22 protein-coding genes are annotated in these 20,551 nt (G+C 69.3%); 9 read left to right on the forward strand and 13 right to left on the reverse strand.

All coding sequences use genetic code 11. The annotated features are described in order from the left end of the window. Positions 1 to 1,155, reverse strand: coding sequence for a bacteriohopanetetrol glucosamine biosynthesis glycosyltransferase HpnI (hpnI, locus tag ICW72_RS05625; protein ID WP_191085319.1), 1,155 nt, complete (start codon positions 1,153 to 1,155; stop codon positions 1 to 3). Between the two features lie 51 nt (positions 1,156 to 1,206). Between hpnI and ICW72_RS05630 the strand changes: the two genes are divergently transcribed. Next, complete coding sequence (locus tag ICW72_RS05630; RefSeq protein WP_191085320.1) at positions 1,207 to 1,932, forward strand: MlaA family lipoprotein; 726 nt, start codon at positions 1,207 to 1,209, stop codon at positions 1,930 to 1,932. A 98-nt stretch (positions 1,933 to 2,030) separates the two neighbouring features. Continuing rightward, entirely contained in the window at positions 2,031 to 3,011 is a 981-nt protein-coding gene (locus ICW72_RS05635; RefSeq protein ID WP_191085321.1) for a tripartite tricarboxylate transporter substrate binding protein, read from the forward strand. Between the two features lie 45 nt (positions 3,012 to 3,056). Here the strand turns inward: ICW72_RS05635 and ICW72_RS05640 are convergent, their stop codons facing one another. Continuing rightward, complete coding sequence (locus tag ICW72_RS05640; RefSeq protein WP_191085322.1) at positions 3,057 to 3,650, reverse strand: ABC transporter substrate-binding protein; 594 nt, start codon at positions 3,648 to 3,650, stop codon at positions 3,057 to 3,059. Positions 3,651 to 3,712: 62 nt separating this feature from the next. On the opposite strand from ICW72_RS05640, the gene hpnA reads away from it, so the two are divergent. From hpnA to shc, 3 genes are all read left to right on the forward strand, one after another. Beyond that, positions 3,713 to 4,705, forward strand: a complete 993-nt coding sequence (gene hpnA, locus ICW72_RS05645) for a hopanoid-associated sugar epimerase (protein WP_191085323.1) — start codon at positions 3,713 to 3,715, stop codon at positions 4,703 to 4,705. Continuing rightward, on the forward strand, positions 4,702 to 5,823 hold the full coding sequence (locus tag ICW72_RS05650; RefSeq protein ID WP_191085324.1) for a glycosyltransferase: 1,122 nt from the start codon (positions 4,702 to 4,704) through the stop codon (positions 5,821 to 5,823). Before hpnA ends, ICW72_RS05650 begins: the two co-directional genes overlap by 4 nt. A gap of 97 nt (positions 5,824 to 5,920) precedes the next feature. Then, a complete protein-coding gene (gene shc / locus ICW72_RS05655; protein ID WP_223880851.1) occupies positions 5,921 to 7,924 on the forward strand; it encodes a squalene--hopene cyclase in 2,004 nt (667 codons plus the stop codon). Positions 7,925 to 8,033: 109 nt separating this feature from the next. Here the strand turns inward: shc and hisS are convergent, their stop codons facing one another. After that, positions 8,034 to 9,284 carry a histidine--tRNA ligase gene (gene hisS / locus ICW72_RS05660; RefSeq protein ID WP_191085325.1) on the reverse strand — a complete coding sequence of 417 codons (1,251 nt, stop codon included), beginning with the start codon at positions 9,282 to 9,284 and terminating at the stop codon, positions 8,034 to 8,036. A 164-nt stretch (positions 9,285 to 9,448) separates the two neighbouring features. On the opposite strand from hisS, the gene ICW72_RS05665 reads away from it, so the two are divergent. Next, positions 9,449 to 10,099, forward strand: a complete 651-nt coding sequence (locus ICW72_RS05665; protein ID WP_191085326.1) for a hypothetical protein — start codon at positions 9,449 to 9,451, stop codon at positions 10,097 to 10,099. Here the strand turns inward: ICW72_RS05665 and ICW72_RS05670 are convergent. From ICW72_RS05670 to ICW72_RS05690, 5 genes are all read right to left on the reverse strand, one after another. Then, the gene (locus ICW72_RS05670) at positions 10,096 to 10,743 is read right to left on the reverse strand and encodes a molybdate ABC transporter substrate-binding protein (protein WP_191085327.1); all 648 of its coding nucleotides are present in this window, start codon (positions 10,741 to 10,743) and stop codon (positions 10,096 to 10,098) included. The genes ICW72_RS05665 and ICW72_RS05670 overlap by 4 nt on opposite strands. Before the next feature lie 4 nt (positions 10,744 to 10,747). After that, positions 10,748 to 11,887: a flavodoxin-dependent (E)-4-hydroxy-3-methylbut-2-enyl-diphosphate synthase gene (ispG, locus tag ICW72_RS05675; protein WP_191085328.1), complete on the reverse strand. Its 1,140-nt coding sequence runs from the start codon at positions 11,885 to 11,887 to the stop codon at positions 10,748 to 10,750. A gap of 69 nt (positions 11,888 to 11,956) precedes the next feature. Further along, positions 11,957 to 12,907, reverse strand: coding sequence for a helix-turn-helix domain-containing protein (locus ICW72_RS05680; RefSeq protein WP_191085329.1), 951 nt, complete (start codon positions 12,905 to 12,907; stop codon positions 11,957 to 11,959). 63 nt (positions 12,908 to 12,970) lie between these two features. Continuing rightward, positions 12,971 to 14,011 carry an NAD(P)H-dependent flavin oxidoreductase gene (locus ICW72_RS05685; RefSeq protein WP_223880852.1) on the reverse strand — a complete coding sequence of 347 codons (1,041 nt, stop codon included), beginning with the start codon at positions 14,009 to 14,011 and terminating at the stop codon, positions 12,971 to 12,973. A gap of 94 nt (positions 14,012 to 14,105) precedes the next feature. Beyond that, positions 14,106 to 15,323: an aspartate kinase gene (locus ICW72_RS05690; RefSeq protein WP_191085330.1), complete on the reverse strand. Its 1,218-nt coding sequence runs from the start codon at positions 15,321 to 15,323 to the stop codon at positions 14,106 to 14,108. A gap of 69 nt (positions 15,324 to 15,392) precedes the next feature. Here ICW72_RS05690 and ubiG point away from each other — a divergent pair, with 69 nt between their 5' ends. Continuing rightward, the gene (ubiG, locus tag ICW72_RS05695) at positions 15,393 to 16,136 is read left to right on the forward strand and encodes a bifunctional 2-polyprenyl-6-hydroxyphenol methylase/3-demethylubiquinol 3-O-methyltransferase UbiG (protein ID WP_191085331.1); all 744 of its coding nucleotides are present in this window, start codon (positions 15,393 to 15,395) and stop codon (positions 16,134 to 16,136) included. A gap of 130 nt (positions 16,137 to 16,266) precedes the next feature. On the opposite strand, the gene ICW72_RS05700 is transcribed toward ubiG, so the two are convergent. The 3 genes from ICW72_RS05700 to ICW72_RS05710 all read right to left on the reverse strand — a co-directional run bounded on the left by ICW72_RS05700 (position 16,267) and on the right by ICW72_RS05710 (position 17,337). Continuing rightward, complete coding sequence (locus ICW72_RS05700; protein WP_191085332.1) at positions 16,267 to 16,746, reverse strand: DUF1178 family protein; 480 nt, start codon at positions 16,744 to 16,746, stop codon at positions 16,267 to 16,269. A 69-nt stretch (positions 16,747 to 16,815) separates the two neighbouring features. Continuing rightward, on the reverse strand, positions 16,816 to 17,073 hold the full coding sequence (gene grxC / locus ICW72_RS05705) for a glutaredoxin 3 (RefSeq protein ID WP_191085333.1): 258 nt from the start codon (positions 17,071 to 17,073) through the stop codon (positions 16,816 to 16,818). 33 nt (positions 17,074 to 17,106) lie between these two features. Next, positions 17,107 to 17,337, reverse strand: a complete 231-nt coding sequence (locus tag ICW72_RS05710; protein WP_191085334.1) for a hypothetical protein — start codon at positions 17,335 to 17,337, stop codon at positions 17,107 to 17,109. Between the two features lie 211 nt (positions 17,338 to 17,548). Here ICW72_RS05710 and rpsD point away from each other — a divergent pair, with 211 nt between their 5' ends. Then, the gene (gene rpsD, locus ICW72_RS05715) at positions 17,549 to 18,190 is read left to right on the forward strand and encodes a 30S ribosomal protein S4 (RefSeq protein ID WP_191086142.1); all 642 of its coding nucleotides are present in this window, start codon (positions 17,549 to 17,551) and stop codon (positions 18,188 to 18,190) included. An 87-nt stretch (positions 18,191 to 18,277) separates the two neighbouring features. Then, positions 18,278 to 19,192 carry a DUF1796 family putative cysteine peptidase gene (locus ICW72_RS05720; protein ID WP_191085335.1) on the forward strand — a complete coding sequence of 305 codons (915 nt, stop codon included), beginning with the start codon at positions 18,278 to 18,280 and terminating at the stop codon, positions 19,190 to 19,192. A gap of 52 nt (positions 19,193 to 19,244) precedes the next feature. Here ICW72_RS05720 and ICW72_RS05725 read toward each other — a convergent pair whose 3' ends face one another. Continuing rightward, the gene (locus ICW72_RS05725; protein ID WP_191085336.1) at positions 19,245 to 20,051 is read right to left on the reverse strand and encodes a sulfotransferase family 2 domain-containing protein; all 807 of its coding nucleotides are present in this window, start codon (positions 20,049 to 20,051) and stop codon (positions 19,245 to 19,247) included. 147 nt (positions 20,052 to 20,198) lie between these two features. Continuing rightward, positions 20,199 to 20,534, reverse strand: coding sequence for a Grx4 family monothiol glutaredoxin (gene grxD / locus ICW72_RS05730; RefSeq protein WP_184383481.1), 336 nt, complete (start codon positions 20,532 to 20,534; stop codon positions 20,199 to 20,201). Positions 20,535 to 20,551: the final 17 nt, after the last annotated feature.

Here is a 20,551-nt window from a genome sequence, read left to right on the forward strand (position 1 = left end):
TCAGGAAACGGCCTCTCGGGTGGGTTCGGGCGCCTCGGCCATGCGTCCGCCGGCGCCGAGGGTGAAGCGCCTCCCTTGCCAGGTGACGCGGCCCTTATGGAGAGCCGTGGCCCAGACGGCGAAGGAAAGCAAGTCCCGAATAGGGAGCCAGAGCATGCGCCGCCAGCGGGGCCGCCCCGTCAGCACATCCGCGCGCCGCGCGAGCGCCCCGCGGGCGGCCAGCACAGCGCCCAGCAGCGCCAGCGTCCAGACGCCCGGCGCCAGCGCCAGGGCCCCCAGCGCGAAGGGCAGCGGGTGGGTGAAGACAAGCCCCACATGCCCCCAGGGGTGCACCAGCCGCGTGGTCCGCGCCCAGCGCAGCTCATGCGCCCAGAGGGCCTGGAAGCTCGGCTCGTGCATCACATGGCCGGGCAGGATGGGCGGCACCACCACCTTCAGCCCGAGTTCGCGCACCGCCTCGCCCAGGGCGTGGTCATCGGCCAGCAGGGGCAGCAGGCGCTCATAGCCGCCGATGCGCGCCAGCGTGTCGGCCCGCAGGGCCAGCGTCGCGCCATAGGCGCCGTCCGCCGCGCCCAGGCTCTCGCCCAGCGCGGCATTGGGCAGGAAGTGCCAGTTGATGGAAAGCGCGGCCAGTTCCGACCACGGGCCGTCATCGGCCGGCAGCCCGGCATAGAGGCAGGTGACGAGGCCCACCTCAGGGTCCGCCAGCGGCGCCGTCACCGTCGTCAGCCAATGGGGCGGGCAGGCCATGTCGGAATCGGCCGCCACCAGCACGGGGTATTGCGCCACGCGGGCCATATGGACCTGCTGGCTCACCTTGCGGTTGGCGCCCAGCACCTCACCCCCGGCCAGCATGCGCGAGGGCGTGGGGCTGCGCGCCATGGCGGCCTCGGCCACCGCCCGCGCCGGGTCGGCGGGGTTGGCCACGGCGAAGAGCACTTCGTATGGCGCCGCATGTTGCTGCGCCAAAGCCTGGGAAAGATGCAATTCCAGCCCCGGCTCGTTCCCATGCAGCGGCTTCAGCACGCTGGCCGGCAGGGCCGGGCCCGAGGGCGGCACGCGGCCGAACATGCGGCCCAAGGCCCGTCGCGCGGCCAGCGCCTGCACCAGGCCCGCCACCGCCAGAAGCCCCAGGATGATCGCCGCAAGGTTCATCGCCCTTGCCCCATCGCACAGCCGCGCGGGCTGCGATAGAGTGGGGAAGTGATGCGCGCCCTTGCCCTTTCGACATGCCTCCTGCTCGGCGCCTGCGCCACCGCGGACAATCGCGACCCCTTCGAGCGCATCAACCGCCACATCTTCGAATTCAACGACGCGATGGATGCCGGCATCATCCGGCCCGCCGCCGAATCCTGGCGGGCCACGGTGCCGGAACCCGCGCGGCGTGGCATCCGCAACGCCCTGAACAACCTTCAGGAACCGGTCGTCTTCATCAACAACATGCTGCAATTCCGCCTGGCCGATGCCGGCACCACCCTGCTGCGCTTCTCGATGAACACCACGGTGGGCGTGCTGGGCGTGATGGACGTGGCCACCCAGGCCGGCCACCCCCAGCGCCTGGGCGATTTCGGGCAGACCCTCTACGCCGCCGGCTTCGGCGACGGGCCCTTCCTGATGCTGCCCCTGCTCGGCCCCTCCAATGTGCGGGACGCCATCGGCGGCGGCGTCGATTCGTTCATTGACCCGGTGGGCTACGCCATCGGCCACGCCGTGCCCCGCACCGCCGCCACCGGCGTGGGCATCGGCCGCGGCGTCATCCAGGGCATAGATCTGCGGGCCGAGAACATCGAAAACCTCGACGCGCTGCGCGCCGACAGCCTCGACTACTATGCCCGCCTGCGCTCCATCATGCAGCAGCGCCGCGACGCCCAGCTCGGCCGCACGACCGAGGGTGGCGAAGGGCTGATGACGCTGGACGACCCCGGGGGCTGAACGCCCACCCCCTCGACACTTCCGCCAGCAGCGCCGCATAATAAATCCGGCGCCCGGGAATGCTGGCGCATAAGAATGAAGTTTCGAGGAACATAGTCATGCAATTCATTCATCGCCGCGCGGCATTGGCGCTTGCCGGTACCGCGCTGACGATTTCCGCGGCCGGCGCGCAGACTTCCGATTTTCCCAACAAGCCGCTGCGCATCATTGTTCCGTACACGCCGGGTGGCACGACCGATATTGCGACGCGCCTGGTCGCGGAGCCGCTCTCCCGCGTGCTGGGCCAGCCCGTGGTGGTCGAGAACCGCCCTGGCGCGAACAGCATCATCGGCGTCGGCGCCGCCGCGACCAGCGCGCCGGACGGCTATACGATGGTGATGGTCCTCCCCGCCCATGCCGCCAATGCCACGCTCCAGGCCGGGCGCATGCCCTTCGACCCGCTGGGCTTCGCGCCCGTCTCGCTCGTGGTCCAGGCGCCGCTCGTGCTGGCGGGCAGCCGCCATGTCTCGGCGCAGAATCTGCGCGAATACCTGGAGGTGGCCCGCGCGCGGCCGGGGCAGATGAACTACGGTTCGAGCGGCATCGGCGCCACCGCGCATCTCGCCATGGAAGACCTGCAGCTCCGCACCGGGGTGCGGATGGTGCATGTGCCCTATCGCGGCACCCAGCCCGCGCTGGCGGACCTCATGGCCGGGCATATCGGCATGATGTTCGACACCTATTCGACGCTGAAGCCGCATTTCGAGGCCGGCACCATCCGCCCGCTCGGCATCGCCACGCCCACCCGGCCCAGCTTCGCGTCCGAACTGCCCACAATCGTCGAAAACGGCATCGAGGATTTCGCCGCGAGCTCGTGGTGCATGCTGCTGGCCCCTCCCCGCACGCCGCAGCCCCTGGTGGACCGCCTCTCCGCCGAGGTGGGCCGCATCGTCCGCGAACCCGAGATGGCGCGGCGCCTGCAGGAGCTGGGCTTCGTGGTCGAGGGCCGCTCCCCCGCGGACACGGATGCCTTCCTCCGCGCCGAGGTCACGCGCTGGGCGAACGTCATCCGCTCCGCCAATGTGCGGGTGGATGGCTAAAGGCAAGCGCCAGGGAGGGGCAACGCCCTCCCTGGCGGCCAAGCCTTACGCCCGGAGCAGCCGGTCCGTGCGCGCTTCCAGTTCGCGGGTGACCCGCGTGGCGCCGCCCTCGCGGATCAGGCTGGTGAATTCCGCCCGGCGCGAGGCCAGTTCGCTGATGGTCCCGGTCAGGTAGATGTCCACCACGCGCGGCGGATTGCCGCGGAGCAGGTAGGAGAGCAGCACAGGCCCCTCGCCCCCGGTGCGGTTGAGTTGGGTGCGGACGAGGGTGCCATTGTTCACCGCCTGGCTGCCCAGGGTCTGGAAGGTCTCGCCCGAATAGCCGTCGAAGCGGTTGGCGTAGGTGGCGATGGACCAGCGGGTGAAGGCATTGGTCAGCGCGGCCTGGTCCTCCGGCGAGAAGCCGGTCCAGGGCGGGCCGACCGCGATGCGCGTCATGGCCGGCAGGTCGAAGACGCGGCCCATCACGGGTTCGAGCTGGGCGTAGCGCCCGCGCACGCCCAATTGCCGCGCCTGCCGCATCAGGTTGATCAGCGTGGCGTGGAAGCCTTCGATGACCTGGGCCGGATCGGACTGGGCCAATGCCGGCAGGGGCGCGAGCGTGACCGGGAGGGCAAGGAGTATCTGGCGACGTGTCATGCCCGCAATATAGCGTCAGATGCCCGCTGGACCATGGCCCCCGAACCCGGCAGAACCGCGCCATGCCCCCCACCACCATCCTGCTGACCGGCGCCAACGGCTTTCTGGGCGCCTCGCTGGCGCGGGTGCTGCTGGCGCGCGGCCATGCGGTGCGGGCCTTCGTGCGGCCGAACTCCGTCCGGCACACGCTCGACGGGCTGCCCATCGAGGTCGCGCTGGGCGACCTGACGGACGCGCAAAGCCTGCGCTACGCCATGGCGGGCGTGGGCGCCGTGATCCATGCCGCGGCCGATTACCGCATCTTCGTGCCCGACCCCGCCCGCATGTTCGAGGTGAACGTCACCGGCACCGGGCATGTGATGGCGGCCGCGCTCGAGGCGGGCGTGCCGCGCATCGTTCATGTTTCCTCGGTGGCGACGCTCAAGCCTAGGCCCGGCGGCGTGGCAACCGAGGCCGATGCGGCCGCCCCCGATGAGGCCATCGGCCCCTACAAGCAGAGCAAGACGGCGGCGGAACGGCTGGTGGAGGAGATGGTCCGCACCCATGCCCTGCCCGCCGTCATCGTGAACCCCTCCACCCCCATCGGCCCCCGCGACAGCCGGCCCACACCCACCGGCCGCATCATCTTGGAAGCGGCCCGCGGCAAGATGCCCGCCTATGTCGAGACGGGGCTGAACCTCGTCCATGTCGAGGATTGCGCGGCGGGTGTGGTGGCCGCGCTGGACCACGGCACCCCCGGCGAGCGGCACATATTGGGCGGCCAGGACGTGACCCTGGCCGAGATGCTGGGCTTCATCGCCGCCGAATGCGGCCACCGCCCGCCCTTCCGCCTGCCCCGCGCGCCCTTGGTCCCGCTCGCGCATATGAGCGAGGCCCTGGCGCGCATCACGAAGAAGGAACCGATGCTGACGCGCGACGGGCTGCGCATGGCGGCGCAGACCATGTTCTTCTCCTCGGACAAGGCCGCCCGCGTGCTGGGCCACCAGGCCCGCCCCTGGCAGGAGGGCGTGCGCGACGCCATCGCCTGGTTCCGCGCGGAGGGCATGCTCCGATGATCTGGATCGCGGCGGCGGCCGCCATCGCCTGGCTCGTGCTGCTGCTGGGCCGCGGCTTCTTCTGGCGCGCCGATGTGACGGACGAGGACGCCGCCACCCTGCCCGACCCCACCCAATGGCCCGAGGTCGCCATCCTCATCCCCGCCCGCAACGAGGCCGAGACGATCGGCCAGGTGGTGACGGCCCTGCGCGCCCAGGACTATCCGGGCCGCTTCACCATCACGGTGGTGGATGACCGCAGCACCGACGGCACGGGCGAGATCGCCCGCGCGGCCGGGGCGCAGGTGGTCACGGGCGGCACCCGCCCGCCCGGCTGGTCGGGCAAGCTGAACGCCCTGCGCCAGGGGCTGGAGGCGCTCGCCCCCGGCAGCCACACCCATATCCTGCTGACCGACGCCGACATCGCCCACACCCCCGACAGCCTGCGCCGCCTGGTGCAGCGGGCCGAGGCGGGGAATTACGCGCTCGTCTCGCTCATGGCGCGGCTGCGCTGCCAGAGCGCCGCGGAACGCTGGCTGATCCCGGCCTTCGTCTTCTTCTTCATGATGCTCTACCCCTTCGCCTGGTCGAACGACCCGCGCGCCCGCACGGCGGCGGCGGCCGGCGGCTGCGTGCTGCTGCGCCGGCGGGATTTCGAGGCGGTGGGGGGCCTCGCCCCCATCCATGACCGCATCATTGATGATTGCGCGCTGGCGGCGCTGGTGAAGGGGCCGGGGCGGGCCACCTGGGTGGGGCTGACGGACCGCGTGGTGTCGCTGCGCGCCTATCCCCGTGTGGCGGACATCCGCGCCATGGTGGCCCGCACCGCCTATGCCCAGCTGCGCTACAACCCGGTCCTGCTGCTGGGCATGGTGGCGGCGCTGGCACTGGTCTTCCTGGCGCCGCCCCTGCTGGCGCTGCTGACGCCGGGGGTGGCGGGCTGGCTCGGCGCCTTCGCCTGGGCGGCGATGGTGGTGGCCTATGCGCCCATGCTGCGCTTCTATGGGCTTTCGGCGTGGCGGGGCTTCGCCTTGCCGGTGGTGGCGGCCACCTATCTGCTGTTCACCCTGGATTCGGCGCGGGCCGAGTGGCAGGGAAGTGGCGGGTTGTGGAAAGGTGAATCCCTATCGCGCAAGTAATTCGCAACGTCCCGGCCGCACCCTTCCGGAATCAACCCTTTCCGTCTTATGCACCTTCCCTGACACAAGGTGCGGCTTCCTTCGAGGAATTCCTGGTTTGAACGTCCTGCGGCAACCCATCGGCGCGGCCCTTCCCCAGCACAGCGATCCTTCCGCCCTCGACCACGCGGTGGAGAGCGCGGCCGCGCATCTTCTCGCCCGCCAGCGCCCCGACGGCCATTGGGTCTTCGAGCTGGAGGCGGACGCCACCATCCCCGCCGAATACCTGATGCTGAAGCACTTCTTCGGCCAGATCGAACCGGAGCGCGAAGCCCGCATCGGCCGCTACCTCCGCCGCATCCAGGCCGAACAGGCGGGCAACACCGGCGGCGGCTGGCCGCTGTTCCATGGCGGGCCGCTCGACATCTCCTGCTCGGTCAAGGCCTACCTGGCGCTGCGGCTGATCGGCGACGCGCCGGACGCGCCGCACATGGTCCAGGCGCGCGACGCCATCCTGGCCGCGGGCGGCGCCGAGCGCAGCAACGTCTTCACCCGTTCCTCGCTGGCGCTCTATGGCATCGTGCCCTGGCGGGCCGTGCCGGTCATGCCGCCCGAGATCATGCTGCTGCCGCGCTGGTTCCCCTTCCACATCAGCAAGATCAGCTACTGGGCGCGCACCGTGCTGGTGCCGCTGACGGTGGTGATGGAACGCCGCCCCCAGGCCGCCAACCCGCGCGGCGTCACCATCAACGAACTCTTCCGCACCCCGCCCGAGCAGGTGCGCGAATGGCCCGGCGGCGCCCATCAGGCCGAGCCCTGGTCGTCCCTGTTCAAGGCCCTGGACGGCGCGCTCCATCGCGCGCGAAAAATCTTCCCCAGCAGCCACCGCAGCCGCGCCGAGGCCGCCTGCGAACGCTTCGTCACCGAACGGCTGAACGGCGAGGACGGGCTGGGCGCCATCTACCCCGCCATGGCCAACGCCATCCTGATGTATCACTGCCTGGGCGTGCCGGCGGATGACCCGCGCGTGGTCACCGCCTGGTCGGCCGTCGAGAAGCTGGTCGAGGACAGGGAGGACGAGACCTACGTCCAGCCCTGCCTTTCCCCCATCTGGGACACGGCCCTCGTCTCCCACGCTTTGCTCGAAGCGGGCGGCGAAGCGCAGGTGCGGGCCGCCGGCCAGGGGCTGCGCTGGCTGGTCGGCCGCGAAATCCGCGACGTGCGGGGCGACTGGGCCTGGAAGCGCCCGCACCTCCAGCCCGGCGGCTGGGCCTTCCAATATGCCAACGCCCATTACCCGGACGTGGACGACACCGCCGTGGTCGTGCTCGCCATGGACCGCTGGCGCGGCGTGACGGGGACGGCCGATGCCGAGATGGACGGCGCCATCCAGCGCGCCACGGACTGGACGGTCGGCATGCAGTCCCGCGGCGGCGGCTGGGGCGCCTTCGACGCCGACAACACCTTCCACTACCTGAACCACATCCCCTTCGCCGACCATGGCGCCCTGCTGGACCCGCCGACGGTGGATGTCTCGGGCCGGTGCCTCGCCATGATGGCGCAGCTCGGCCGAGGCGACGAAGCCGCCGCCAAATCCGCCATCGAATACCTGCTGCGTGAGCAGGAGGCCGATGGCAGCTGGTATGGCCGCTGGGGCGTGAACTACGTCTATGGCACCTGGTCGGCGCTGACGGCGCTGAACGCGGCCGGCCTGCCGCACAACCACCCCGCCATGCGCCGCGCCGTGGGCTGGCTGCTGGAGCGGCAGAACGAGGATGGCGGCTGGGGCGAGGACGGCATGTCCTACCCCGCGCGCGGCGGCACCCGCCCCGATGCGCGCGAGGCCGCGCCCTCCTCCGCCAGCCAGACGGCCTGGGGCATGCTGGCCCTGATGGCCGCCGGCGAGGCCGGGCACCCCGCCGTGCAGCGCGCCGCTGAATGGCTGATGGAACACCAGACCGAGGATGGCGACTGGCCGGAGGATGACTACACGGGCACCGGTTTCCCGCGCGTCTTCTACCTGCGCTACCACGGCTACCGGCGGATTTTCCCGCTCTGGGCGCTGGCGCGGCTGCGGAATTTGCGCGCCAGCAACACCAAGCGGGTGGGCTACGGGCTGTAGGGCCCTGGTAGCGCCTGATCGGCTTCGGTGATTTCACCGAAGCCGTGAATCAGTCGCGTGGTAAGGACGCCTGATTGGCTTCGGTGATTTCACCGAAGCCGAGCGCAGGCTAACCCACCCGGGCGGCCGCCTCTGCCATCGGGATTTCGGCCTGGGTGCCCGCATCCAGGTCCCGCCACTGCACCACGCCGCGCGCCACCTCGGCCTCGCCCAGGATCAGCGCGGCGCGGGCACCCTGCTTGTTGGCGCGCTCCATCCGGCGCTTGAGGTTGCCGCGATAGCCCATCTCCGCCGCCACCCCCGCCGCGCGGAGGGATTGCAGCAGGGACAGCGCCGCCCCCTCCTCCGCCTCGCCCACCGGGATCACAACCACCAGGCGCGGGGCAGCCGGCGTCAGGCTGGCGCGTTCCAGCAGCATGGACAGGCGCTCCACCCCCGCCGCCCAGCCGACGCTGGGGGTGGGCGGGCCGCCCATCTCCTCGACCAGCCCGTCATAGCGTCCGCCGCCCATGACCGTGCCCTGGGCGCCCAGCCGCTCGGTCACGAATTCGAAGGCGGTGTGGCTGTAGTAGTCGAGGCCACGGACGATGCGCGGGTTCTCCCGCCAGGGCAGGCGGAAGGCGTCCAGGTGGCGGCGCAGCGCGTCCCAATGGGCGCGGGCGGCGTCGGTCAGGAAACCCTCGATGGTGGGCGCGTCGGCGACCAGGGCCCGGTCCTGCGCCTCCTTGCTGTCGATGATGCGCAGCGGGTTCTTCTCCAGCCGGCGCTGGCTGTCCTCGCTCAGCTTGTCGCGGTTGGCGCTGAAATGCGCGATCAGGGCCGCGCGATAGGCGTCACGGCTCGGCGCGTCGCCCAGCGTGTTCACCTCCAGCACCACGCCCTCGTCCAGGCCGAGCTCGCGGATGATGTGGTGACCGCAGGCGATGACCTCGGCATCGGCCAGCGGTTCGGCCGCCCCCAGGATCTCGGCGCCGATCTGGTGAAATTGCCTGTAGCGCCCGGCCTGGGGCCGCTCGTAGCGGAACATGGGGCCGGCATAGAAGACCTTGCGCGGGAGCGATTGCGTCAGCCCGCCCGAGACCAGGGCGCGGCAGACGCCCGCCGTGTTCTCCGGCCGCAGCGTGACCGATTCGCCGCCGCGGTCCTCGAAGACATACATCTCCTTGCTGACCACGTCCGAGGTCTCGCCCAGGCCGCGGGCGAAGACGCGGGTGTCCTCGAAGATGGGGGTGGCCCATTCCTCGAAGCCGTAGAGGGCGGCGATGCGCCGCGCCGTCTCGATGACGTGGTGGTGCCGGCGGAATTCCTCGCCAATGAGGTCACGGGTTCCGCGGGGCGGTTGCAGCTTGATGTGGGCCATGATGTTGCGGCGGTAGCGCCACGGGGGCGTGTCGGCAAGGTGCCCCTCGCCCTGGCATAGGTATGGGGTGGCTCACCCGCCGACACGACGCAGCCTGAGTGGACATCTTGCAATGGGCGGATGCCAGCGTCATGCATGAGACACAACGAGAGGGCGAGAGCGTCATGACCAAGCCGCTGACGGTGAAGGCGCTTGAAGCGTTCGGGCGCGAACGCCTCTCCAGGACGTTCTTCATGCGCGACTTCCTGCACTCGGACATCTCGCAAATCCACGGCATTCCCAACGTCCCGGACGACCCGGACCTCGCCATCCAGGCCGGGCGGCGCCTGTGCCAAGAACTTTTGGAGCCACTGCAAAATCACTTTGGGCGCCTGGCCATCCGGTCAGCCTTCCGGGCGGCGGCGGTCAATGATTTCGGTAACAAGCATGGCCTCAACTGCGCCTCTAATGAAAAGAATGCAGCGGACCATATCTGGGATTTGCGCGACGCGAACGGGCATATGGGAGCGACCGCCTGCATCATCGTGCCCTGGTTCGCCGACCGCTATAGCCAGCCTGGTGACTGGCAACGCTTGGCGTGGTGGATCCACGACCATCTGCCCTACGCGTCTATGTGCTTCTTCCCGAAGTTTTGGGCATTCAACCTACAGTGGCATGAGAAGCCGGTGCGTCGCATTGACAGCTATACCCAACCCCAAGGCTGTCTCACGAAGCCCGGCATGCCAAACCACGGCGGAAGCCACGCCGACATGTACATCGGTCTTCCGAAGTTCGATCCGGCCTTGTGCCTTTCTGAAGCCGTGCAGTCCCCCTAAGGGGATTCCAGCCCGCCCGCGCGCAGGGCTTCGGGCGTCATGGCCGTCGCGATGGCGTCCACCAGTTCCGCCGCCCCCGGATCAGCACCCGCGAACAGCGCCGCCGAGAACACCGCGCAGGTATTGGCGCCCTCAGGCAGCTTGCCCAGCACCTCCACGCCCTCGACCGCCATGAGTTCGCTGACCTGCTGGATGGCCAGCGCCACCTCGCCCCGTGCCGCCAGCTCCGCCGTGAAGCCGTGCGGGATCACGGTGGCCTTGGCGTTGACCTCGTCCGCGATGCCCAGGCGCTCCAGCAATTCCGCGAAGAAGATGCCGCTCGCCCCCGCGCGGGAATAGGTCAGGCTGGGTGTGGCCAGCAGCGTCGCCCGCAACTCCTCCACCGTGCCGAAGCGCGGATGCGGCGCGCCGGGCGGCACGGCGATGCCCACATAGGAATGCGCCAGATCCCGCCGCGTCCCGGCGGCGAGGATGCCCTGCGCCGTCAGCGCCTCCACCCCCGCATCGGTCAGGATGGCGATGTCCGCGCGCGCGCCCTCCGCAATGGCGGCCAGCAGCCGCGCGGTCGGGTCGAAACGGATCTCGGCCGGCAGGTCCAGGCGCCGCAAAACCGTAGCGACGCCCAGCGTGGAGAAGATGCGCAAGCGCCTATTCCGCCGCGACCTTCGCCTCAGCCTCCTTCTTGGCGCGCGCCTCGGCGTCCAGCGCCGCCGCCCGCGCCTCCACCAGGCCCACCAGGTGGTTGATCATGGCGTCGGTGTCGGTGGTGTGGTCCTGCTTGCCGGCCGAATAGACCATGTGCCGCCCCGCGCCGCCGCCGGTGAGGCCGATATCCGTCATCAGCGCCTCGCCCGGCCCGTTCACCACGCAGCCGATGATGGAAAGGCTGATGGGCTGCGTCACATGCGCCAGCCGTTCCTCCAGCTTCTCCACCGTGCGGATCACGTCGAAGCCCTGCCGCGCGCAGGAGGGGCAGGAGATGATCTTCACGCCCCGGTGCCGCAGGTGCAGGGACTTCAGGATGTCCCAGGCGACGGCCACCTCCTCCTCCGGCTCCGCGCTGAGGGAGACGCGCATCGTGTCGCCAATCCCGGCCCAGAGCAGGTTGCCGAGGCCGATCGCGCTCTTCACCGTGCCCGCACGCTTGCCGCCCGCTTCGGTGATGCCGATGTGCAGCGGGTGGTCGCAGGCCTCCGCGAGCTGCGTATAGGCCGCGACGGCCATGAAGACGTCCGACGCCTTCACGCTGATCTTGAATTCATGAAAATCGTTCTGCAGCAGGTGGTCGGCGTGCCAGAGGGCGGATTCGACCAGCGCCTCCGGGTTGGGCTCGCCATACTTCTCCAGCAGGTGCTTTTCCAGCGAACCGGCATTCACGCCGATACGGATGGCGCAGCCATGGTCCCGCGCCGCCTTCACCACCTCCTTCACCCGCTCCGGGCTGCCGATGTTGCCAGGGTTGATCCGCAGGCAGGCGGCCCCAGCCTGTGCGGCCTCGATGGCGCGGCGGTAGTGGAAATGGATGTCGGCCACGATGGGCACGTTCACCTCGCGCACGATCTCGGCCAGGGCCGCCGTGCTCTCCTCGTCCGGGCAGGAGACGCGGACGATGTCCACCCCCGCCACCTCCGACTTGCGGATCTGCGCGATGGTGGCCGCCGCGTCCGAGGTCAGGGTGTTGGTCATGGTCTGCACGCTGATGGGCGCGTCGCCGCCCACCAGCACCTTCCCCACTCGGATCTGGCGGGACTTGCGGCGGGTGATCTGCTGGTAGGGCCGGTAGCTCATGCTTGTCCTCGGGCGGCGCGTGTGCCGCGAATATAGGGCAGCGCCCCCGCCCCCGCGAGGGCCAAGGCGCTACTGCGCGGGCAGCGCCATCAGCGCGCGGGGTTCGAGCGGTATGTTGCGCCGCACCCCGCGCAGATCGGTCGTGAAGGGCGCCACTTGGCCGCCCACCACGATGTCCATGTTCTGCCCGGCGCCGGTGGAAAGCGTCAGCCCCGTCTGGCCGGCCGGCACCTCCCAGCTCTCGCCCGCGCGCATGACGCGGGAGAGCAGCACGCGGTTGCCGGGCGCGCGCACCTCCGTCCAGGCATCGCCGCGGAAGCGCAGCACGATGGGCGCGTTGGCCGCGGGCGGCGCGGGCGTGGCGGGGGGTTGCGCGGCGGGGGCGGGCGGCGGAGGTGGCACCTGCACCGGCACCGGGGTCGGCACCGGCAAGGGCGGCAGGCCGGGCCCGGGTTGGGCTGTCGGCGCCGGGGTGGGGCTGGGGGCGGGTGCGGGGGCCGGCGCCTCCGCCACGCGGGGCGGGCGCAGCGCCTCGCCATCGCGCACGGCGGGGTCCAGCCGCGCGGGCACGGGCGGCACCGCATCCACCACCCGCTCGCCCGAGCCGCTCCAATTGTACCAGGCGACGTAGCTGCCCACCGCGATCACGGCGCCCAGCAGCAGCACGACGCCGGTGGGGAAGCCCCGCTCGGGCACCGGCTCGGGGAAGACGAGGTCGCTGCGCCTAGCCACCACGCCGGTCGCCGCGTCGCGGAAACGGCGGACGATGTCGTTGGAATCGAGGCCCAGCAGCGCCGCGTAGTTGCGGATGAAGCCGATGGCATAGGCGGGCGAGGGCAGATCCCCGATCCGCCCCTCCTCCAGCGCCACCAGATAGACGCGGCGGATTCGCAGCTGCGTCGCCACGTCCTGGATGTCCCAGCCCAGCGCCAGCCGCGCGTCGCGCAGCTCCTCGCCCACCCGGGTGGCGTCCACCGCATTGGCCTCGGAGGGCCGGAAGCGCTTCATGTCGTTGAACACGGGGCTATGGTTACCGCCAACCGCGCCGCGCGCCCAGCGCGCAACTGTGACACGGGGAAAACATCACGCGGTCCGCGCCGCCAGGGCCGCCGCCGCCTGCGCGATGAGTTCGGCCACGATCTCCGCGGCCGGCTGTTCGCGCGAGACCATGCCCACGCTTTGCCCGGCCATCAGGCTGCCATTCTCCACATCGCCATCAATGACGGCGCGGCGCAGCGCACCCGCCCAGAAATGCTCGATGTCGAGCTGCGCCGCCTCCTTCGTCAGCTCGCCCGACTGGAAGCGCGCCAGCACCTTGGCCTGATGCTCCATGAAGCGCTTGGTGCCCTCGTTCTGCAGGGCCCGCACCGGGATCACGGGGAAGCGTTCGTCCAGCTGCACCGTGGGCAGGGCGTCGCGCGCCGCCCCGCGGATGAAGGCGCGCTTGAAATTGGGGTGGGCGATGCATTCGCTGGCGCAGACGAAGCGCGTGCCAAGCTGCGCCCCCGCCGCGCCCATCTCCAGATAGGAGAGGATGGCCTCGCCCCGCCCGATGCCGCCGGCGACGAAGACCGGCACCTCCGGCCCCATCACGGGCAGGATTTCCTGCGCCAGCACGTTCAGGCTGACGGGGCCGATATGCCCGCCCGCCTCGCTGCCCTCGATGACCAGCGCATCGGCGCCCGACCGCACCAGCTTCTTGGCGAGCGCCAGGGCGGGCGCGAAGCACACCACCTTGGCCCCGCCCTCCTTGGCCCGCTTCAGCGCGGACCCGGGCGGAATGCCGCCCGCGAAGACGATATGCGTGACCTTGTGGGCCAGGCAGGTGTCCACCAGCTGCTCCAGCCGCGGGTGCATGGTGATAAGGTTCACGCCGAAGGGCTTGTCGGTCAGCGCCTTCGTGCCCGCGATCTCGGCATCGAGGTGGTGCGGCTCCATGGCCCCGCAGGCGATGACCCCGAAGGCGCCCGCATTGGAGAGTGCCGCGACCAGGTTGCGCTCGCTCACCCAGGACATCGCGCCGCCCAGCAGCGCGTAGCGCGAGCCGAAGAAGGCGGCGCCCCGGGCCATCAGGCGGTCCACCGCCGCGAAACCCGCGGGCGAGACGGGGGTGTTCATGTCCATGCGTCGGCCCCTGCTGCTGCCATCACGGGAGTTTGGCCGCGCCCATGCGCGGCCCCAAGCATTTTCGATCCAGACGCCAGGCCGGAGGCGTGCGTCAGGCGTCGAGCCCATAGGCGGTGTGCAAGGCGCGCACCGCCAACTCGGTGTAGTCGGAGGCCACCAGCACGCTCACCTTGATCTCGCTGGTCGAGATCACCTGGATGTTGATGCCCTTCTCCGCCAGCGCCTTGAACATCGTGCTGGCCACGCCCGCATGCGTCCGCATGCCGATGCCCACCACGCTGATCTTGGCCACTTCCGGGTCCGCGACCATCGCCTCGAACCCAAGCTCGTCCTTGGCCTTGTTGAGGATGTCCTGCGCGCGCGGCAGGTCGGCGCGGCCGACCGTGAAGGTCATGTCCGTGCTGCCATCGGCGCCGATGTTCTGCACGATCATGTCCACGTTCACATTCGACGCGGACAGCGGCCCGAAGACGCGGGCCGCCACACCCGGACGGTCCGGCAGGCGCCGCAGCGTCACCTTCGCCTCATCGCGCGAATAGGCGATGCCCGACACGATGGGCTTTTCCATGATCTCGTCCTCATCCACCACCAGCGAGCCGGGCTTGTCCTCGAAGCTGGACAGCACCTGCACCCGCACGCCTTCCTTCATCGCCAGCTCGACCGAGCGGGTCTGGAGAACCTTGGCCCCCACGCTCGCCAGTTCCAGCATCTCCTCATAGGAAATGCGTTCGAGCTTCTTCGCCCGCGGCACGATGCGCGGGTCGGTCGTATAGACCCCGTCCACATCGGTATAGATGTCGCAGCGATCCGCCTTCAGCGCGGCCGCCAGCGCCACCGCCGACAGGTCCGACCCGCCGCGCCCCAGCGTGGTCACACGGTTGCGCGCGGTCTCGATGCCCTGGAAGCCGGCGACGACGGGCACCTGGCCCTCTTCCATCCGGCGGATCAGCTCCGCGCCCTCGATGGATTCGACGCGCGCCTTGCCATGCGCGTTGTCGGTGACGATGGGCACCTGCCAGCCCTGCCAGGAGCGCGCCTCGACGCCGATGGCCTGCAAGGCGATGGCGACGAGACCGATCGTCACCTGCTCACCCGTGGCCACCACCACGTCATATTCCCGCGCGTCATGCAGCGGCGAGAGGTCCTGGCACCATTTCACCAGCTGGTTCGTGGTGCCCGCCATGGCGGAGACCACCACGGCCACCTGGTGGCCGGCGTCCACCTCGCGCTTCACGCGGGCGGCCACATTGCGGATCCGATCGAGGTCACCGACCGAGGTTCCGCCGAACTTCATCACGATACGTGCCATGGGAATTCCCGGCCCCAATCCATACAACCAGGCCTTGCGGGGGCCTCAAGCGCGCGTCAGATACCGGGCATGGACCCGACCGGCAACAGGGGCAGCCCTGCAAATCCCTCCAGTGCGCCCCCGTCCAGCGCGGATGCGCGCGAGGTGGCGAAGTTCGACGCCCTGGCCGAGCAATGGTGGAACCCCCGCGGCCCCATGGCGCCGCTGCATGCCATGAACCCGGCCCGCATGGGCTGGATCGCGGGGCTGCTGGGGGATGTGGCCGGCCAGCGCGTGCTGGATGTGGGCTGCGGCGCGGGCCTCGCCTCGGAATGGCTGGCCCGGCGCGGGGCGTGCGTGGTGGGGCTCGACGCCGCCGGCGCCGCGCTGGACGCCGCCCGCGCCCATGCGGCGGCCGAGGGTGTCGCGGTGGATTACCGCACGGGCACCCCCGAGACCCTGGACGAGACCGACTTCGACGCTGTCCTGGCGCTGGAAGTGATCGAGCATGTGCCACCGGAGGAGCGCGCCGCCTTCCTCGCCGCGCTGACCCGCGCCGTGAAGCCGGGCGGCTGGGTGGTGCTGTCCACGCTGAACCGCACGCCGCGCGCCTATGCGGTGGCCAAGCTCGGTGCGGAATACCTGCTGCGCTGGCTGCCGGTGGGCACGCATGACTGGAAGCTGTTCCTGCGCCCGGCGGAACTGGGCGCCCTGATGCGCGGCGCGGGGCTGGCGGTGACGGAGGTGGCGGGGCTGACGCCCAGCCTGCGCCAGGGGTTCCGCATCAGCCGGGATGTGGGGGTGAACTACATCATGGCGGGGCGGCGGGTCTAAACCGACCGCCGGCCTTGATCCGGCCGCACAGCGGCCGGCGCGCCCAGGGCTACCGCGCGTTCAGCGCACCCGTCGCGGCGCGGAAGCCCAGCCGCCGGAGGCGGCGCCCGGCGCCTGAGGGCAAGAAACTTCACCCATCGCTGGGCGGCACCCAGGGAAGGCGCGCCACCTCGATGCCTTCCTCGCGCAGCGCCTCGGTCTCCTCCTCGGTCGCCTCGCCATAGATGCCGCGGGCCTCGGCCTCGCCCTGGTGGATGCGGCGGGCCTCCTCGGCGAAATCGGCGCCCACATAGTCGCAATTCTTCTCGACCTCGGCGCGCATGCGCTGCAGCAGGGCCAGCATCTGGGCGGGCAGCGGGCCCGCGGCCACGCGGCCCGTGGGTGCGCTGGGCTGCGGCTTGGCCGGCAGGGCCGCGGGCGCCTCCGCCCTGCCCTTCACCCCCGGGACCTTGCGGATGGCCGGCGCCATCAGCGCCTTGGTCACATGCGTGTCGCCACAAACCGGGCATTCCACCAGCCCCGCGGCCGACATGCGGTCGAAGGCGGCGCTGTCCTTGAACCAGCTTTCGAATTCATGCGCCTCGGCGCAGCGGAGCGAAAAACGGATCATCCCGGTCTATCCAAGCCGGTTGAGCCCGGCCGTGTGACATATGTAAGGCATTCGCCCCGCTTGCGAAGATCAGCCCGCCAGCAGCGCATCCAGCTTGCCCGCGCGGTCCAGCGCCGCCAGGTCATCGGAGCCGCCGATGGCTTCGCCATTGATGAAGATCTGCGGCACCGTGGTCCGGCCGCCCGAACGCGCGATGGCGTCCTTCCGGGCCTGGCTGCCATTGGGTGCGTCTATCTCGGTGAAATCCGCGCCCTTGCGCGTCAGCAGGCCCACGGCCCGCGCGCAGTAGGGGCAGAAGGGCTGGGTGTAGATCTCGACTTTTGCCATGGCGAAATAGAAGGGGGCCGCCCCCCCGCCTCGTCAAGGGGTGTGGCTGCCGCCCGCGGTGGGTTCCAGCTTGCGGGCCAGCTTGCGCGCCAGCACATAGCCCAGCATGCCGGCCACGGGCGCGGAGGGCAGCACCAGCAGCCAGCCGATATGCGCGCTCTGCACCACGAGGCCCATGCCGATGCCGAACATCATGCCGCCCACCAGGCAGCCGACCACGCCCGCCGTGAGGCCAAGCACCAGGATATCCGCGCGCGTCACCATGGGTGGGGAGTAAGGGTGGCACGCCCGGTTTGACAAGGCCCACGCCACCCCCTAAGCCCACGCCATTCCTGGGAACGAGGACACGCCTTCGGGGCGTGCGCCCGCGTCTGCCATCCGGCAGAAGCCTACCGGGACAATCCAGCGGATGATGCCCCGCACGGGTCGCCGCGAGAAGAAGGCCCATCCCCGCAAGGGCGATGGGGTGCCGCGCATGACGAAGCGCCTTGCCAGCAAGTACAAGATCAATCGCCGCCTGGGTGAAAACCTCTGGGGCCGCGCGAAGTCGCCCGTCTCCAAGCCCCGCAAGGGCGAGCAGGGTGCCCGCACCTATGGTCCCGGCCAGCACGGCCAGCGCCGCAAGCAGAAGCCGACCGACTTCGGCGTGCAGCTCATGGCGAAGCAGAAGCTGAAGGGCTACTACGGCAACATCGGCGAAAAGCAGTTCCGCAAGTACTACGAGGAAGCCGTCCGCCGGAAGGGCGACACCTCCGAGAACCTGATCGACCTGCTGGAGCGCCGGCTGGACACCATCATCTACCGCATGAAGTTCGCGGTGACGCCCTTCGCGGCGCGCCAGTTCGTGAACCATGGCCATGTGCTGGTGAACGGCAAGCGGCTGAACATTCCCTCCTACAGCGTCCGCGACACGGATGTGATCGAGGTGAAGGAAAAGTCCAAGCAGCTGACCATGGTGCTGGACGCCACCCATGAGGCCGGCCGCGACGTGCCGGAATACATCGAGGTGGACCACCGCGCGATGAAGGGCCGCATCCTGCGCACCCCGAAGTTCGCGGATGTTCCCTACCCGGTGCAGATGGAACCGAACCTGGTGGTCGAGTTCTACTCGCGCTGATGATACCGCCGCCCCGGCCCTCGCGCCGGGGCGGCCACCCCTTTGCCCTCCGTTGACGCCGGGCGCACCGCGCGCGACACAGGGGCCATGCCCGTCCCCGACCCGACTCCCCTCCGCGATGTGCTGGAAGCCATCATCCGCGGCTCCCATCTCGCGCTCCTCAAGCGGGATGTGGATCCGACCTGGCTGACCAAGTTCTCGCAGGAATTGGAGAAGCGCCTGCGGGACCGCAACCTGACGGATGTCAGCAGCGACTTCATCCGCATGATCGCGAACACCGAGGAAGCGCAGAAGAAGCAGCTCACCTCCGGTATCGGCAAGCCCACCGAATATGTGATGACCCCCGCCATGGAGGCGCGCCCCGTGGCGCTGTCCTGCATCGGCCTGGGCTGCCAACCCTCCGTGGCCGGGATGCTGCGTCGCGCCGGACTGCGCCGCTGGGCCAACCCCTTCGATTGGATGACCATCCCTCCCGAGGCCGTGCGCGATTGCCTGGTGGATGATTTCAACCTGCTCCTCTCCCCGGACGAGCATGAGCACATCCCCGCCTCGGTGCGCCCCCCGGGCGCCAATGGGCATCTGTGTCGGCACACGCGCTTCTCGGAACTGTATGGGTCCACGATGTTCCACGTGAAGGACCCGACCACCAAGGAAGGATATGCGGCCCTTCAACGCGGCGTGATCCGCATGCGCGAGGCCCTGCGCGGCCTGCATGGCAAGCTGCTGCTGCAGGTCACGGAGGAGTTCGAAAATACCCGGGACGTCTTCGCCGAAACAGCCGAGTTCCTGGACCGTTCCGCGCGGGGTGTCACCATGGTCACCATCGCCCTGGTGGAAGGTCCGCCCGAAGGCCCCTTCCCCGAAATGGAACTCGCTGAAAGCTTCGGCCCCCATCGCCTGCTGCGCTGCCGCCCGCTGGCCGGCGCGCAGGGCATCGCCTTCCTGGATCCACTGGACGAGGTCGTGATGCTGCGCGGTGCGCTCGGCAGCATCGCACTGTAGCCCGCATCATCGGCGCGACCCGCGGCCTGGGTGGGCCGGGCCGCGCCGTTCATCATCCAGGGCCTGGCGCTTGGCGGCGCAACACCTCCGCATGACGCGCCTGCGCCAGGCTGTAGATGATGCGGTCCAGCTCGGTATTTTGCTTCAGCAAGTCGAGGTGTTCATCATCCAGCGCCTCTTCCTGCACCGTTTCCAGGTCAGGCCGCACCTCATCGCGCGTGTTCTTCCGCGGAAACTCCGGCACCGGATCCATGCCGAGCATTTTACATAGAATGGGAAAGTCCCGGTCCAGCGTTTCGACAAAGAAAACGAAATCCATCTGGTTTAGCGTTGCCGTCGCGCGCCTGATGATTTCGGATTTCTCAATGGGAAGCCGCTTCCCGTCCTTCAATTCGTAATATGTATCATTTTTTTCGGTGAATACATCGCCAGCCAACACCCGAGCCATTTCATTTCTGATATAGTTTCTCGGAATCGGCATATCAATAGACAAGAATTCCTTCAGACTGACTTGGCGCGCCAAGCGCGGACCAGCCAAGTTATTCGCTTGAATAACTGAATCCCTATGCCGCCGCCAGAAATAGTAAAGCGACATGATCCGCTCATAGGGGTCGCGGAGGACCGTGAAGGCGAATTTCCTGCCCGGCACCTTCGCGATCGATTCCGCGGTGAAATGCCCGGAAAAGAAACGATATGGCTTGAAGTATTCCGGCGGCTTGTGGGACAGGTCACGCCTCCGTTCCGGGCAGATTTCTTCGTTCCGGAAATATCCCGTCAGGACATCATGCAGCGAAGTGCCGGCTGTCTTGGGAATATGAAGAAAAATAAGCCGGCCGCTGTCAATGAAGGCGTCAGACATCAACTCTACTCAGCAGAGAGGAACAGGCCAGGGAACCCGCATCCGGGTTCAAGGGCGGGCGCCGCACACCGCACCTCCGCCCCGGCACAAGCTGGGCCGGGAAGAGGAGGTGGGTGGCTTCGCGGGACAAGGCAGGCCGCCCCGCCGTCACGCCTGTTCCGTGGTCGGCAGGCCCTTTTCCTTCAGCATGGCCTGCAGCTCACCGGACTGGAACATCTCCATCACGATGTCGCAGCCGCCCACGAACTCGCCCTGGACGTAGAGCTGCGGGATGGTCGGCCAGTTCGTGTAGGCCTTGATCCCCTCGCGGATCTCCATGTCTTCCAGCACGTTCACGCCCTTGAAGGGGACGCCCACGTGGCTGAGAATCTGCACCACCCGGGCCGAGAAGCCGCACTGCGGAAAGACCGGCGTGCCCTTCATGTAGAGCACCACGGGGTTGGCCTTCAGCTCGGCCTCGATACGCGCGTTCACGTCGCTCATGTGAGATGTCCTTGGAA

It is taken from the genome of Roseococcus microcysteis (assembly GCF_014764365.1).
GTDB classification, from domain to species: domain Bacteria; phylum Pseudomonadota; class Alphaproteobacteria; order Acetobacterales; family Acetobacteraceae; genus Roseococcus; species Roseococcus microcysteis.